We start from the raw sequence: 14318 nt of genomic DNA on the forward strand, positions 1-14318 counted from the left end.
GACCCGTCTTCAAGCAAAGACGGGTCAACGCCTCAGGCGCGGCGCATGAACCCGACGCGGTCGTAGGTGACGCCGGGGAAGACCGCGCTCGTGTCGATGCTGGGGAAGCGGGTCTGCAGGATCTCGGCCATCACGTTGCGGTAGTCCGTCGTGACGGCGAGATCGCCCTCCACCTGCTTGGTGGTGCCGAGGCCGGGCCAGCGGCCGTAGTAGCGGCCGCCACGCACCCCGGCTCCCAGCACGAGGACGGCATTCCCGTAGCCGTGGTCGACACCGGCGGCACCGTTCTCGTTGAGTCGCCGTCCGAACTCGCTCAGGGTCACCACGGTGACACGCTTGCCGACGGGGCCGAGGTCGGTGAAGAACGCGGCCAGCGACGACGCTAGGTCGCTGACGCCCTGGTTCATCGACGAGGTGAGCGCCAGGTGGTGATCCCAGCCGCCGGAGTCGACGGCGATCGCACGCACGCCGACGCCTGAGCGGATCAGCGCGGCGGCGTCGCGGAGCGACCTGCCGAGGCCGGAATCGGGGTACTTCGCGCCGTTGCGGGGAGTCTTCGCCGCCGACTCGGAGTACTGCAGGCCGCGATGCGCCAGGGAGAGCGCGTTCATGCCGGCTTGCTTGACGGGGTGGTTGCCGCCCTCGTACATGGCGCGGAGGCCGCGCCGCAGCGCCGTCCCGGACGGCGTACCGGCGAACGGCGTCTCCAGGTGTGACGGCGAGGCGATGGCCACGGCGTCGGACGGTCCGACCAGCGACGTCGGCACGACGTTGGTGCCGACCGCGACGCCCCGGAAGACGTCCTCGGTGGCGAAGGCGCCGATCATCCGGTTGAGCCAACCGATCCGTTCACGGCTGCCGGGGTCGGCGTCCTCGATCTCCTCCATCGCGCTGAAGTGGCTGCGGTTGGGGATCGGCATCCCGACCGCGTGGATCGCGGCGAACGCGTCGTTGCGCCACATCCGCGAGAGCGGTGCGAAGGAGGGGTGCAGGCCGAAGGTCGAGTCGGCGTGCAGCAGCTGACGCTTGCGCAGTGCCGTGGTGGGCCGCTCCCGGTAGTAGGTGGCCTCGGCGTGCGGCACCACCATCGAGAGTCCGTCGACGCCGCCGCGCTGGGAGACCACCACGAGCACGTTGCCGGCGTTCGCCCCCGGACCAGCCGGGGCGCCGTAGACGGCTGCGGTCATCACGTCGCCGACCATCGACGTCGTCACACCGGCGAGCCCGGCCGCGCCCGCGCCGGCCAGCAGTCCGCGGCGGGAGAGCCCGCGGTAGTCGTCACATCCGCAGGCGTCGACGGGGCTCAGCGAGCCGGATGAGGTCGTGTCGGTCATCGGACGAATCCTGCCGGTGAGTTGAGCACGGTGCCGCGGATGATCTGGTAGTCGCGGTCGGACACGGCGGCCGCGCTGCCGTAACGGTGCGAGGTGGAACGGCCCACGGCCGAGGCGACGGTGGCGATGAGCTCTCGCGTCGCCGGCCTGCCGATCAGACGCTGCGACTGATGCTGGACCACCTCGCTCAGGGTGCGCGGCCAGGACGTCGGCAGCTGCGTGGACTTGCGCGCCACGATGACGTTGCGGAAGAGGTCGCTCCGGGTCGCGGCGAGGGCGTAGTGGTGGTGCCAGCTGCGCAGGACCCGCGTCGCGGAGAGGTAGTCGCTGGAGGTCTCGGGCCAGCCGTCGGGCCGGGGCCACGTCAGAGGCACGTGGCCCATGTCGCGCGCGGTGGTGATCAGGCGTCCGATGAAGGCGTCGTCACCGAGGAGGGCGCCCTGGGGCTGCAGGCCCATCACCCGCGCGGTGCGCACGACGTCGTCTCCGGGCGTCCAGACCTTGGCGCCGCGCGACTTCTGGAATCCCGGGTGTCGCACGAGGGCGCGCAACGTCGCGCGGATGTCGGTGCCGCTCGAGCGGTAGGCGCGCGCGACGGCCTGCACGATGGGCTCCGGCGGGTCGTCGCTGACGAATCTCGTGCACAGGCGCTCGGCGATACGACGCGCGGTGAACGGGTGACGGGCCAGGTAGTCCAGCATCGCGTCGAGCGCGGCGCGGCCGTCGCGAGCGCGGTTGTCGTGTCGGAATCCGAGCACCTTGATCGTGCCGGTGTGATGCCGGTTGGCGTCGTAGGCGGCGTTGTAGTCGCGGGAGAGGTCGACGGTGTAGCCGGTGAGCATCCGGGAGGCGTTGAGGACGTCGCGCTCGGAGTAGCGGCGTCCGACGGTGTGCAGCTCGAGGAGCTCGCGCCCGAGGTTCTCGTTGATGCCGCCCTTGTGGTTCAGGTCGTTGGTGAGGAAGAGCGTCATGGCGGGGTGCTTGATCGCCGCCTTGAGCATCGCGCGGTAGGTGCCGAGCGCGTGCGGCCGGATCGCGGTGAACTCGAAGTCGGCCCGGTAAGGGAACGAGCGGTCCTCGGCGATCGGGACGTAGAGCAGGTTGGACCAGAAGTCGACCATGGACTCATAGACCTGGTGCCTGCTGTGGATTCGGCGCGCGAAGTTGTAGCCGACCAGCTCGCGCCCCTGCGTGCCGGCGGATCGGACGCCGGTGATGCTGGTGGCCCAGTTGACCTGCGGGAGGTTGCGCAGCAGGGGGAACCACAGCGGGATGAGTTGAGCTGTCAGCGACTCGGTGCCCGAGCGCGCCAGCTGGCTCTCGAACCATCGGTCGGCGCCACGCGCCCGCGCGTCGGCGGCCAGCTCGTCGGTCACGCCGAAGCTGAACCGGTCGAGCAGATGGCGTGTCGAGGGGGGAAGGGAGCCACTCACTCCCGCAGGGTAGAGCGTGGAGGCCGCTCTGCGTGGGGGATCACAGCCGAGTCTAGTGAACAATTGTCCACTCAACAGCTAGGCTCGGGCCGTGACCACGACTCTCCCCGCTCCGAGTGGCCCCTCGGTGCTCGATGCGCTGTCGCTGCTCGCCGAGGTCGGCGACCAACTCGTGGTCGGCAGCGCCCGCGACACCCACCGAGCCTGGTCGCGCCGGGTCCACCGCATGACCCGTCGTCTCGTCGGCCCCGCGGCAGCGGCACCCGAAGCCATCCACCGCGGTATCTCCGAGGCCGTCTACGGCGGTCTCGGCCTGGGCCTGCGCGGCGCTTCGACGGGGTTGGACCTGGCGGCGTCTCGCGGGTGGAGCGCACCGCTGGAGGCGACCCCGCGCGGACGCTTCGTCTCCTCCGCTGTCAACGGGCTGATCGGCGACAAGCTGCTCCGCGAGCGGCCGCAGATGGCCATCCCGACGGCCGTCCGTGCCGGAGGCCGCGATGTGGAGCTCGACGCCGCCGGCCTGCGGCGCGCGTTCCCGGACGCCTCGCCACGGCTCGTGATCTTCCTGCACGGTCTCTGTGAGAACGAGTCCTACTGGCAGCACCACCGTGAGCGCACCGGAACCACCTACCCCGACGCCGTCGCGGAGCTGGGGTGGACGCCGGTGCTGCTGCGTACCAACACCGGTCTGTCGCTGCGCGAGAACGGCGTCGCCCTGCACGCCGTCGTCCAGCGCGTGGTGGACTCGTGGCCGGTGCCGGTCGAGCGGATCGCGCTCGTCGGGCACTCCATGGGCGGCCTCATCCTGCGGGCAGCCGGGGCCGTGGCGGCCCAGGCACCCGACGGCGCTCGGGACTGGAACGAGTTGGTCACCGATGTGGTCACGCTCGGCACCCCGCACCGCGGTGCGCCGATCGCCTGGGGCATCGGGCACGGCAGTCGCGGGCTCGCGGTGCTGCCCGAGACCGCGGCCTTCGGTCGGATCCTGGACTGGCGCTCGATCGGGGTGCACGATCTCGTCGTCGGTCTCGACGAGGACGTCGCACCGTTGCCGCACGCCCGGTACCGACTGGTCGCCGCGACCTTGACGACGTCGCCGAGGCACCCGGTCGGGCACGTCGTCGGCGATCTGCTCGTGCGCCCGCCGTCCGCGCACGGACGGCGAGCCGGCCGCGACCTCTTCCCGGGGGCGGACCTGGTGCACGTCGGTCGCACGGACCACTTCGGTCTGCTCAACCACCCAGAGGTGCACACCCGGCTGGGGGAGTGGCTGTCCTGAGGCCGCACCGGGCGACCCGCGGCGGCGCTGCTTCCGCTGTCGGCGAACACCGCCCGATCACCCTCGGGACTGTCGCTGCTTCGGGCTAGTGTCGACGACGTGAACCCGAACTCCACGCAGATGAGCATCGCCGGTGGGCTCAACGTCCTCGACGACCACATCTACCAGCGACTGCTCCGCGAGCGCATCGTCTTCCTCGGCTCAGAAGTGCGTGACCAGAACGCGAACGCGATCTGCGCGCAGCTGCTGCTGCTGTCCGCCGAGGACCCCGAGGCCGACATCTTCCTGCACATCAACAGCCCCGGTGGGTCCGTCGACGCCGGCATGGCGATCTACGACACGATGAACTACATCCCCAACGACGTCGCGACCGTCGGCATGGGGCTGGCGGCCTCGATGGGGCAGTTCCTGCTCTGCGCCGGCACCAAGGGTAAGCGCTACGCCCTCCCGCACGCGCGGATCATGATGCACCAGCCCTCCTCGGGCATGGGTGGCTCGGCGTCGGACATCAAGATCCAGGCCCAGCAGTCGCTGCACATCAAGAAGGTGCTGCTGGAGCTGATCTCCGAGCACACCGGCCAGACCATCGAGCAGGTGACCACCGACGCCGACCGCGACCGCTGGTTCACCGCTCACGAGGCGCTGGAGTACGGCTTGGTCGACAAGGTCGTCACCAGCGCCCGCGAAGCTGCCGATCAGGGCCGTCCGGCCCACGCCAACGACTGAGGGGGAGCCTGCTCATGAACTACTACATCCCGCAGTGGGAAGAGCGGACCTCCTACGGATTCCGCCGGATCGACCCCTACGCCAAGCTCTTCGAAGAGCGCATCATCTACCTCGGCACGCCGATCTCCGACGACGTCGCGAACGCGGTCATCGCCCAGTTGCTCTGCCTGCAGTCGATGAACCCCGACCAGGACATCTCTATCTACATCAACTCTCCGGGCGGCTCGTTCACGGCGCTGACGGCGATCTACGACACGATCCAGTTCATCAAGCCCGACGTGCAGACCGTGTGCCTGGGGCAGGCGGCCTCGGCGGCGGCGATCCTGCTCGCTGCGGGTACGCCGGGCAAGCGCCTGGCGCTGCCGAACAGCCGGATCTTGATCCACCAGCCCTATACCGAAGGCACGTTCGGCCAGACCTCGGACATCGAGATCCAGGCCAACGAGATCCTGCGGATGCGCGAGCTGCTGGAGAAGATGATCAGCGACCACAGCGGTCGTTCGTTGGAGGAGGTGAGCCGCGACATCGAGCGCGACAAGATCCTCACCGCCACTCAGGCTGTCGAGTACGGCCTGATCGACAACGTGCTGGAGTCGCTCAAGGCTCCCGCTCTGGTCTGACGCCCCGCGCGTCGGTACCCCCTCAGATCGCGTCAGGCCCGACCGATGAGCCCGATGACATCCCGTGTCCGTCCCCCCGCGGGGGGACGGCGCGGGGTAGCGTCGCTCCCAGTCCACGCGCCCGCGTGGGCGGCCTCGGCGACGATCCCTGTTCCGAGGTCGTGTTCGACCTTCCCCTCGCCGACCGCGTTCCCCGCGCAGCCGGCCACCATCCGGAGGACCGCCCGTGGCACGCATCGGTGACGGAGGCGACCTGCTCAAGTGCTCTTTCTGCGGAAAGAGCCAGAAGCAGGTCAAGAAGCTGATCGCCGGCCCCGGCGTCTACATCTGCGATGAGTGCATCGATCTGTGCAACGAGATCATCGAGGAGGAGCTCAGCGAGGGCTCCGAGGTCGGTCTCGACGAGCTGCCCAAGCCCAAGGAGATCTTCGAGTTCCTCAACTCCTATGTGATCGGCCAGGAGCAGGCGAAGAAGTCGCTCGCGGTCGCGGTCTACAACCACTACAAGCGGGTGCAGGCCGGCCTGCAGCCCACCGGTGGTGGCAAGCACTCCAAGGAGGAGTCGGTCGAGGTCGCCAAGTCGAACATCCTGGTGATCGGTCCGACGGGCTGCGGCAAGACCTACCTGGCCCAGACCCTCGCTCGGATGCTCAACGTCCCCTTCGCGATCGCCGACGCCACCGCTCTCACCGAGGCCGGCTACGTCGGCGAGGACGTCGAGAACATCCTGCTCAAGCTGATCCAGGCGGCGGACTACGACGTCAAGAAGGCCGAGACCGGCATCATCTACATCGACGAGATCGACAAGGTCGCTCGGAAGGCCGAGAACCCCTCGATCACGCGCGACGTCTCCGGTGAGGGCGTGCAGCAGGCGCTGCTGAAGATCATCGAGGGCACCACGGCCTCGGTCCCGCCGCAGGGTGGTCGCAAGCACCCGCACCAGGAGTTCATCCAGATCGACACCACCAACATCCTCTTCGTGGTGGGCGGCGCCTTCGCGGGCCTGGAGCACATCATCGAGCAGCGGGTCGGCAAGAAGACCCTCGGCTTCACCGCCGAGGTGCGCGGCGTCGAGGAGCGCGCTCAGGAGGACCTCCTCGCGCTCGTCCGCCCCGAGGACCTCACCAAGTTCGGTCTGATCCCCGAGTTCATCGGCCGCCTCCCGCTGATCGCGAGCGTGAACAAGCTCGACCGCGAGGCGCTGGTCCAGATCCTGACCGAGCCACGCAACGCGTTGGTCAAGCAGTACCGCAAGCTCTTCGAGCTCGACGGTGTGGAGCTCGACTTCACCGACGACGCCGTCGACGCGATCGCCGAGAAGGCGCTCGAGCGCGGCACCGGCGCTCGTGGTCTACGCGCCATCATCGAGGAGGTCCTCCTCCACGTGATGTACGACGTGCCCTCTCGCGGCGACGTCGCCAAGGTCGTCGTGACCGGCGAGGTCGTCGAGGGCGAGGCCGCCCCGAACCTGATCCTGCGCGAACCCGAGGCGAAGAAGAAGAAGTCGGCGTGAGGGGACTCGCGCGCGGAGCGCGCAAGTCCCCTGGTCCACGCCGAGGTTGAGGAGCGTCGCTCAGGGCGCGAGGAACGAGCGCACTGAACGGCGCGTCTCGAAACCCGGTGAGGCGCCAGACCGCCGCTATCTCACGCGGTTTTCGAGGCAGTTCGCCAGAGCGAACTGCACCTCAACCACCGAGGGCCTCGAGACCCGGTGAGGCTCAGTCCTCCACGGGCGCCAGCTCGGCGGTGACGCTCAGCTCGGTCGCGGTGTCGTCGGCCACGAACACCAGCTCGCCGGTCACCTTCCCGGCGGCACGCAGGTCGGCCGCCGCCAGCTCGGCCTGGGCGACCAGCGCGGCGGGGCCGCGCACCTCGGCACGGGACAGGGCGGCGCGCATCGACACCTTCGCGGTCGACTTGGCGCCGCGGATGCCCGCGAGCGCCGTCGCGACCGCGTCGACGGTGGTGCCGTCGGAAGCCCCGGCCGAGCCGAGCTCCAGCGCCTCGGGCCAGGAGGCGCGGTGCACCGAGCCCTCGTGCCACCACGACCAGACCTCTTCGGTCACGTAGGGCAGGAACGGCGCCAGCAGACGCAGCTGGACGTCGAGCGCGATGGCCAGCGTCGCGCGCGCGGAGTCGCGCGCAGCCGAGGGCTCCTCGGCGTAGGCGCGCTCCTTGACCAGCTCGACGTAGTCGTCGCAGAACTCCCAGAAGAACTTCTCCGACACCTCCAGCGCGGTGGTGTAGTCGTAGGTGCTGAAGGCCTCGGTGGCGCGGGTGATCACGCCGGCGAGCCGTCCGAGGAGAGCGCAGTCGATCGGTTCCAGAACCTGCACCGGGTCGACGGCGCGGGCGCCGACGTTGCCGAGCACGAACTTGGAGGCGTTGAGCACCTTCATGGCCAGACGGCGGCCGACCTTCATCTGCGACTCGTCGAAGGGCGAGTCCAGGCCGGGCCGGGCGATCGCGGCGCGCCAGCGGACGGCGTCGGCACCGAACTTGTCGAGGATCTCGCCGGGCACCACGACGTTGCCCTTGGACTTCGACATCTTCTTGCGGTCGGGGTCGACGATGAAGCCGGAGATCATCGCGTGCGACCACGGCGCGACGCCGTTCTCGAAGTGGGAGCGCACCACGCGGGAGAACAGCCAGGTGCGGATGATGTCGTGCGCGTGGGTGCACAGGTCCATCGGGAAGACCCGTTGCCAGAGGTCGTCGTCGGCCTCCCAGCCGCCGGCGATGTGGGGGGTGAGCGAGGACGTCGCCCAGGTGTCCATCACGTCCGGGTCGCCGATGAAGCCGCCGGCCTGGCCGCGCTGGGACTCCTCGAAGCCGCGCGGGGCGTCGGTGGACGGGTCGATCGGCAGCTCGGCCTCAGTGGGCAGGAGGGGGTGGGCGTAGTCGGGCTCGCCCTCGGCGTCCAGCGGGTACCAGACCGGGAACGGGATGCCGAAGAACCGCTGGCGTGAGATCAGCCAGTCGCCGTTGAGGCCGCCGACCCAGTTGTCGTAGCGGTGGTGCATGTGCTCGGGGATCCAGGTGATCTCGCGGCCGCGATCGAGCATCTCCCCGCGCAGGTCGGCGTCGCGGCCACCGTTCTTGATGTACCACTGCCGGGTCGCGACGATCTCGAGCGGCTTGTCGCCCTTCTCGTAGAAGTTCGCGACGCGATCGGTGGGCTTGGGGTCGCCGTCGAGGTCACCGCTCTCCCGCAGCATGGCGACCATCTCCTCGCGGGCGGAGAACGTGGTCTTGCCGGCCAGCCGCTCGTAGGCGGCGGAGGCCTCGTCCGTCGCCAGCCATTCAGGAGTCTCGCGCAGCAGTCGGCCGTCGCGACCGATCACGGTGCGCACCGGTAGCGCCAGCTCACGCCACCACTGGACGTCGGTCAGGTCGCCGAAGGTGCAGCACATGGCGATGCCGGCACCCTTGTCCATCTCCGCGGCAGGGTGGGCGACCACCGGCACCTCGACGCCGAAGACGGGCGAGGTGACCGTGGTGCCGAACAGCGGCTGGTAGCGCTCGTCGTCGGGGTGGGCGATCAGGGCGACGACGCTGGGGATGAGTTCGGGACGCGTCGTCTCGATCGCGACCACGCCGCCGTCGGGGCGGTGGTAGTTCACCCGGTGGTAGGCGCCGGCGTAGGGGCGCGCCTCGAGCTCGGCCTGGGCGACGGCGGTCTGGAAGGTGACGTCCCACAGCGTGGGGGCGTCCTGCAGGTAGGCCTCGCCGCGGGCGAAGTTGCGCAGGAAGGCACGCTGGCTCACGACCTGGGCGTCCTTGCCGATGGTGGTGTAGGTGCGGTTCCAGTCGACCGAGAGGCCCAGGGTGCGCCACAGGCCCTCGAAGACCTTCTCGTCCTCCTCGACCAGTTGCTCGCAGAGCGCGATGAAGTTGGGACGGCTGATCGGGATCTGCTTCTTGGGGTCCGGCTTGGCCGGCGGAGTGAAGTCGGCGTCGTAGGGGAGCGTGGGGTCGCAGCGCACGCCGAAGTAGTTCTGCACCCGGCGCTCGGTCGGCAGGCCGTTGTCGTCCCAGCCCATCGGGTAGAACACCGACTTTCCGCGCATCCGCTGGAAGCGCGCCACGACGTCGGTGTGGGTGTAGGAGAAGACGTGCCCCACGTGCAGGCTGCCACTGACGGTCGGCGGCGGGGTGTCGATGGAGTAGACGTTCTCGCGCGGCTGGGTGCGGTCGAAGGCGTAGGTGCCCTCGGCCCTCCAGCGCTCGGCCCACTTCGCCTCGAGGCCCTCGAGGGCCGGCTTCTCGGGTACGACGACGGCAGCGGGCTCGCTGCTCGTCGGGGTACTCGGCTGGCTCTCGATGATCTCGGTCATGGACGTAAATCTAGTTGTGGGGGTCCACGCTTGTCGTATCGGATACCCGTCATGACCAGCGTGGAGATGTTCGACGGCGCGGCCGGCTTCCTCGACGCGGCCGCGGGCTGGCTCGCGATCGACCCGGTGCTCACGACGGTGGTCTCCTCGGTCGCACACCGACATGTCGATGCCGAGGCCGCGGGACGGGGTCGTCCGGACCACCCGCAGTGGTGGATGGCGGCACGCGACGACAGCGGAGATGTGGTCGGTGCCGCGATGCGCGCGGCTCCGTTCGCGCCGTACCCGCCCTATGTCCTGCCGATGCCCGACGACGCGGCAGCGGCGCTCGCGCGGCTGCTGGTCGACCGGGGCGAGCAGGTCGACGGCGTCAACGGCGCGCTGCCCGCCGTCGGGGTCTTCGCCGATGAGATCGCCCACCTGACCGGTCGCGCCGTGCAGACGCGCGAGCACACCCGGCTCTTCGACCTCCCCGAGTTGATCGAGCCCACGTCGCGCCCACCCGGAACGCTGCGAGCGGCCGGGCCAGGGGACGCCGCGCTGTGTGCGGACTGGTTCCGCGCGTTCGCGCACGATGTCGACGTCGCTGGTGGGCGGGTGCCCGAGGCCGGGTCGGGCGACCACGTCACGCTCGACGACGTCCTGGGTCGCATCGCCGAGGGCACGGTGTTCCTCTGGGACGTCGACGGCGAGATCACGCACCTGACGGCTCAGTCGCTGCCCGCCTTCGGCGTCGTCAGGGTCGGGCCCGTCTACACGCCGTCGGAGCACCGGGGTCGCGGCTACGCCGCAGCCGCCGTCGCGCAGGTCTCACGCGCCATCCTCGATGCCGGGCACCGTGCCTGCCTGTTCACCGACCAGGCCAACCCGGTCTCCAACCGCATCTACACCGGGCTCGGCTATCGCCCCCTCATCGACACCGTCAGCCTGCGGCTGGTCCGAGGTTGACCCGTCTTTGTCTGGAGACGGGTCAACCTCGTCGTCAGCGGGCCCGGAGGAACTGAGGAAGTCGCTCGGGGGAGGTCAGCGGGCGACGCGTCCCGGTCGGCGTGGTGATCTCGTCGGGAGCCAGCGTGTGCGGCTCGGCCGTGACAAGGACGCGTTGGCAGCCGTACTCCTCCGTCACGATGCCCGCCAGGTCGCCGTCGGATGCGATCACGAGCATGGTGCGGGGGCCGAGGTCGTCAGGGCAGTCGATGCTCGCTGTTCCCGGGGCTCGGTCTGGGGTGGGCCACAACGTGGCGATGTAGGCCAGAGCCTGGTCTCGCTGGTCGCCCGTGAGGGGGGTCGGACCCTCCCGGCGAGACCAACTGCTTGTGCCGACGCTGCGTGGTCCGCGGAGGCTGTAGCGGCACATCCAGACGGCGTCGACGCTCTCGAGCCCCGAGGTCGTGGGCGCGACCTGCGGCTCGGGGGCCTGGATCGGGCGGGGCAGGTTCTGCGGGCATGGGATTCCGTCGTGCGTGGCCAGCTCGCCCGGCGTCTCGCCATCGGCGTACTCGGCGTCGATGGCCTGCGCGACGATCGCGAGCAGCGCGGGAACGTCACGCATCACGCCGTTGATCCTCACCATCCCGCAGGCCTGGGAGTTCGAGCCGAGCGTGACTGGCGAATGACCGGGGTAATCGATGACCAGTGACCAGGGGGCGAGCAGGCCGACGCAATTGCGGTTGGAAACTTCGGGCAGATCCCGGAGCGCTCGCAGCAGGTCATCGATCCCCCCCACGACGGGTCGAGGTTCGCTCGGTGTTGACGCGCTGCCTTTGTAGGCCGCCGGGCACAGCCGCGCCGACGTCGCGCCGTCGGGCAGGTCCACCCGCATGGTCTCCGGGCCGCTGACGTTCGGCGCCTCCCTCGGACACTCGACGATCGGCGCAGAGGTACGGTGCTCGCGCGCCGCGACCGGCACGTCATCGTTGTGGAGCAGCGCTCGGATGGCGACGCCGAGCCCGGCGACGACCACGAGACCTGCGACCGCGCCTCGGGCGCGACGTCGTGCAGCTCTGCCCCGCCGCTCGACAGCGGCGATCCGCGCGCGGGTCGTCAGCGCGGGCGGGGGCGCGGCGCTGTCGAGCAGGTCGCGCAGTCCCGGAGATTCGGTCGGGTCGGTCATGAGAGGTCTCCTTCGCCGAGGTGGTTCGCCAGTGAAGGGAAGGCACGCAGACTGCGGAGGGCGCGTGAGGCCTGGCTCTTCACGGTGCCGGTCGAGATGCCGAGCGCGTCCGCGGTCTGCTGTTCGGTGAGGTCGTCGAAGTAGCGCAGCACGACCACCGCCCGCTGCCCCCTGGGCAGGGTCGCCAGCGCCGTCATTAGGTCACGGCGAGCGTCGACCCGGGCTTCGGCGGGCAGAGATTCGTCGGCTCGGTCGGGCGGTGTGGCCGACGGCGCCTCGCCGTTCCAGCGCCGCCGCCACCAGTCGGTGTAGGTCGTCGCCATCGCCTTGCGCACGTAGGACTCCACGCCATCACGGCGCGCTATCGAGTCCCAGCGCCGCCATGCCTTGACGAGTGCGGTCTGCAGCAGGTCCTCGGCCTTGTGGGCGTCACCGGTGAGCAGGTACGCACTGCGCCAGAGCGCGGTCGAGCGCGCGGCGACGAACTCCTCGAACGTCATTGCCGGCGCGCGGCCTGCGGTCGTCGTCGGTGTCATGACCTTCTCCATCTCTCACCCCTTCGCCCGTTCAGACGAGGTGGGAGGCAGATCAGGTTGTCGCCGCGCCGTCGCGCCGCTGTCGAGTTCGCACCGCTCGCGGCTGGTTGGGCGGTGGCTTGCTGAGGTCTTGCGTTCGGCAGCGGTGAGTTGCTGAGGTTCTTGCTGCGGCGAAACCCCAGCAGGTCACCGCTCCCGGCGCCGGCACGGTGGCGAAACCTCCGTGGGTCACCGCCCCGCCCACGGCGCCCACGCGACCGCGGACCCTCAGGTCGTCACCAGACGAGGACGGGCTTGACCACCTTGCCGCTGGCGACGTCGTCGATGGCCTGGTTGATCTGCGTGTAGGGATACGTCGTGACGAGCCCGTCGACGTCGAACCGGCCGTCGGCACGCATCTGCAGCAGTTCGGGGATGGTGATCTGAGGGTCGCTCTCGCCCTCGACCGAGGATCGGATGATCTTGCCGTTCTGCAGCAGGTCGATCGCGTCGATCGCGTACTCGGCGGGCCCCAGGCCCAGGGCCACGAGGGTGCCGCGCACCCGCAGCGCCTGCTGGGCCTGCTTGACGACGCTCGACACCGCGGTCGTGTCGATGGCGAAGGAGGCACCTCCGCCGGTGAGCTCCTTGACCCGCTCGACGACCGGGTCGCCGAAGTCGGCGGGGCCGAGGGCGCTGGGGTTCACGGTCAGCGCGCCGTAGGACGCCGCGACCTCGAGCCGGGAGTCCATCAGGTCGACGGCGACGACGGTGCCGCAGCCGACAGCCTGCGCGGCGGCGATCGCGGCGATCCCGACGGCGCCGACGCCGAAGACGACGAGGCTGTCGTCCGCGCCCGGCTTGAGCAGGTTCAGGATCGTGCCGGCGCCGGTCTGGAACCCGCAGCCGTACGGCGCGATCGTCGGCAGGTCCAGCGACTTGTCGACGACGACGCAGTTGTCGGCGTAGGCGATGGCGTGCATCGCCATGCTCGACTGACCGAAGAACGAGCCGTACACCGGCTCGGCGTTGCCGTCGCCACGGTGATGTGTGGTCGAGCCGTCCATCCGGAAGCCCATGTAGTTGAGCACCAGGGTGTTCTCGCAGTAGCCGACGGCTCCCTCCTCGCACGTCGCGCAGGTCCGGCAGGAGCGGAAGCTCATCAGCACGTGGTCGCCGACCGCGACGCCCACGACGTCGGCCCCGACCTGTTCGACGACACCGGCGCCCTCGTGACCGAAGACCCGCGGGAACATCTCCGGCGGGAGCTGCTCCTTGACCGAGAGGTCGGTGTGGCACAGGCCCGTGGCGACGACGCGCACCAGCACCTCGTCGGCGCGCGGCTCGTCGAGCTCGACCTCCTCGAAGGTGAAACCGCCGTGGGGCTCATTGACGATCGCAGCCGTGGTGCGCATCAGGATCGGTCCTCTCGTTCCAGCCAGAAGTAGTAGAGATCGGAGACGCCGAACGCCGCGTCGAGCTTGCCGTTCATGATCCCCATCACGGTGTCGTCGTCGACCTTCTTGAAGTGGTCGAACACGGGCATCCGGTCGTAGACCATCGTCGCGGTGGTCTCGCCTCGGAAGCCGACCTCCCACAGCGACGCCTCGCCCCCTCCGCCGGCGGCGAGGTGGGAGAAGAGGGCGCCGTCGTCGTCGAGACACATCAACGGCTTGACGTCGAAGGGGCCGTCGAAGCGCTTGCCGTGCCAGCGCACCTGCTCCAGGACGGCGCTCGCCGGGTGACCCGTGGCGAAGTCGCCGCCACGCCAGCCTCCGAGCATCTCCTCGATGCTCGCGGGCGCGAGGTCGCGCCAGAGCGCGTCGAGGTCGGCGGGCTCGACGGCGTTCGCTCGGCGGAGTGCGTCGAACCGGTCGTGGAGATCGGTCATGGGTTCAACCTAGAACCTGTTCTCGCATCTGGGGAGTGTCCGCACCGGAACCCGTCGCGTCGACGTCGAG

At 69.8% G+C, this 14318-nt stretch carries 12 protein-coding genes; 5 read left to right on the forward strand and 7 right to left on the reverse strand.

What is annotated here, in order from left to right:
- Positions 1 to 32: 32 nt before the first annotated feature.
- Together KSO97_RS03080 and KSO97_RS03085 are read right to left on the reverse strand one after the other, a co-directional pair.
- On the reverse strand, positions 33 to 1334 hold the full coding sequence (locus tag KSO97_RS03080) for a DUF1501 domain-containing protein (protein ID WP_232676422.1): 1302 nt from the start codon (positions 1332 to 1334) through the stop codon (positions 33 to 35).
- Positions 1331 to 2767: a DUF1800 domain-containing protein gene (locus KSO97_RS03085; RefSeq protein WP_232676423.1), complete on the reverse strand. Its 1437-nt coding sequence runs from the start codon at positions 2765 to 2767 to the stop codon at positions 1331 to 1333. Before KSO97_RS03085 ends, KSO97_RS03080 begins: the two co-directional genes overlap by 4 nt.
- A gap of 91 nt (positions 2768 to 2858) precedes the next feature.
- On the opposite strand from KSO97_RS03085, the gene KSO97_RS03090 reads away from it, so the two are divergent.
- From KSO97_RS03090 to clpX, 4 genes are all read left to right on the forward strand, one after another.
- On the forward strand, positions 2859 to 4046 hold the full coding sequence (locus tag KSO97_RS03090) for a triacylglycerol lipase (protein WP_232676424.1): 1188 nt from the start codon (positions 2859 to 2861) through the stop codon (positions 4044 to 4046).
- Positions 4047 to 4166: 120 nt separating this feature from the next.
- Positions 4167 to 4772, forward strand: coding sequence for an ATP-dependent Clp protease proteolytic subunit (locus KSO97_RS03095; RefSeq protein ID WP_232676497.1), 606 nt, complete (start codon positions 4167 to 4169; stop codon positions 4770 to 4772).
- 14 nt (positions 4773 to 4786) lie between these two features.
- Positions 4787 to 5392 carry an ATP-dependent Clp protease proteolytic subunit gene (locus tag KSO97_RS03100; RefSeq protein ID WP_232676425.1) on the forward strand — a complete coding sequence of 202 codons (606 nt, stop codon included), beginning with the start codon at positions 4787 to 4789 and terminating at the stop codon, positions 5390 to 5392.
- Positions 5393 to 5618: 226 nt separating this feature from the next.
- Positions 5619 to 6905 (forward strand): ATP-dependent Clp protease ATP-binding subunit ClpX, encoded by a 1287-nt coding sequence (gene clpX, locus KSO97_RS03105; RefSeq protein ID WP_232676427.1) that lies wholly within the window; start codon positions 5619 to 5621, stop codon positions 6903 to 6905.
- A 205-nt stretch (positions 6906 to 7110) separates the two neighbouring features.
- On the opposite strand, the gene valS is transcribed toward clpX, so the two are convergent.
- A complete protein-coding gene (gene valS / locus KSO97_RS03110; protein ID WP_269781872.1) occupies positions 7111 to 9729 on the reverse strand; it encodes a valine--tRNA ligase in 2619 nt (872 codons plus the stop codon).
- Between the two features lie 51 nt (positions 9730 to 9780).
- Here valS and KSO97_RS03115 point away from each other — a divergent pair, with 51 nt between their 5' ends.
- A complete protein-coding gene (locus KSO97_RS03115; RefSeq protein ID WP_232676428.1) occupies positions 9781 to 10677 on the forward strand; it encodes a GNAT family N-acetyltransferase in 897 nt (298 codons plus the stop codon).
- A 34-nt stretch (positions 10678 to 10711) separates the two neighbouring features.
- On the opposite strand, the gene KSO97_RS03120 is transcribed toward KSO97_RS03115, so the two are convergent.
- The 4 genes from KSO97_RS03120 to KSO97_RS03135 form a co-directional block, all read right to left on the reverse strand.
- Positions 10712 to 11842 (reverse strand): hypothetical protein, encoded by a 1131-nt coding sequence (locus KSO97_RS03120; RefSeq protein ID WP_232676429.1) that lies wholly within the window; start codon positions 11840 to 11842, stop codon positions 10712 to 10714.
- Positions 11839 to 12390, reverse strand: coding sequence for a SigE family RNA polymerase sigma factor (locus tag KSO97_RS03125; protein WP_232676430.1), 552 nt, complete (start codon positions 12388 to 12390; stop codon positions 11839 to 11841). The genes KSO97_RS03120 and KSO97_RS03125 overlap by 4 nt, the downstream gene beginning before the upstream one ends.
- Positions 12391 to 12653: 263 nt before the next feature.
- A complete protein-coding gene (locus tag KSO97_RS03130) occupies positions 12654 to 13772 on the reverse strand; it encodes an NAD(P)-dependent alcohol dehydrogenase (RefSeq protein ID WP_232676431.1) in 1119 nt (372 codons plus the stop codon).
- Positions 13772 to 14248, reverse strand: coding sequence for a DUF4334 domain-containing protein (locus tag KSO97_RS03135; RefSeq protein ID WP_232676432.1), 477 nt, complete (start codon positions 14246 to 14248; stop codon positions 13772 to 13774). The genes KSO97_RS03130 and KSO97_RS03135 overlap by 1 nt, the downstream gene beginning before the upstream one ends.
- Positions 14249 to 14318: the final 70 nt, after the last annotated feature.

The sequence above is a fragment of the Nocardioides sp. R-C-SC26 genome, assembly GCF_021246465.1.
In the GTDB taxonomy this organism is placed as follows: domain Bacteria; phylum Actinomycetota; class Actinomycetes; order Propionibacteriales; family Nocardioidaceae; genus Nocardioides.

What these genes read in the sequence shown, in the direction of transcription:
- KSO97_RS03080 (WP_232676422.1), bottom strand. Translation starts at nt 1,334, where the DNA reads ATGACCGACACGACCTCATCCGGCTCGCTGAGCCCCGTCGACGCCTGC.
- KSO97_RS03135 (WP_232676432.1), bottom strand. Translation starts at nt 14,248, where the DNA reads ATGACCGATCTCCACGACCGGTTCGACGCACTCCGCCGAGCGAACGCC.
- KSO97_RS03120 (WP_232676429.1), bottom strand. Translation starts at nt 11,842, where the DNA reads ATGACCGACCCGACCGAATCTCCGGGACTGCGCGACCTGCTCGACAGC.
- KSO97_RS03130 (WP_232676431.1), bottom strand. Translation starts at nt 13,772, where the DNA reads ATGCGCACCACGGCTGCGATCGTCAATGAGCCCCACGGCGGTTTCACC.
- KSO97_RS03125 (WP_232676430.1), bottom strand. Translation starts at nt 12,390, where the DNA reads ATGGAGAAGGTCATGACACCGACGACGACCGCAGGCCGCGCGCCGGCA.
- KSO97_RS03100 (WP_232676425.1), top strand. Translation starts at nt 4,787, where the DNA reads ATGAACTACTACATCCCGCAGTGGGAAGAGCGGACCTCCTACGGATTC.
- valS (WP_269781872.1), bottom strand. Translation starts at nt 9,729, where the DNA reads ATGACCGAGATCATCGAGAGCCAGCCGAGTACCCCGACGAGCAGCGAG.
- KSO97_RS03115 (WP_232676428.1), top strand. Translation starts at nt 9,781, where the DNA reads ATGACCAGCGTGGAGATGTTCGACGGCGCGGCCGGCTTCCTCGACGCG.
- KSO97_RS03095 (WP_232676497.1), top strand. Translation starts at nt 4,167, where the DNA reads ATGAGCATCGCCGGTGGGCTCAACGTCCTCGACGACCACATCTACCAG.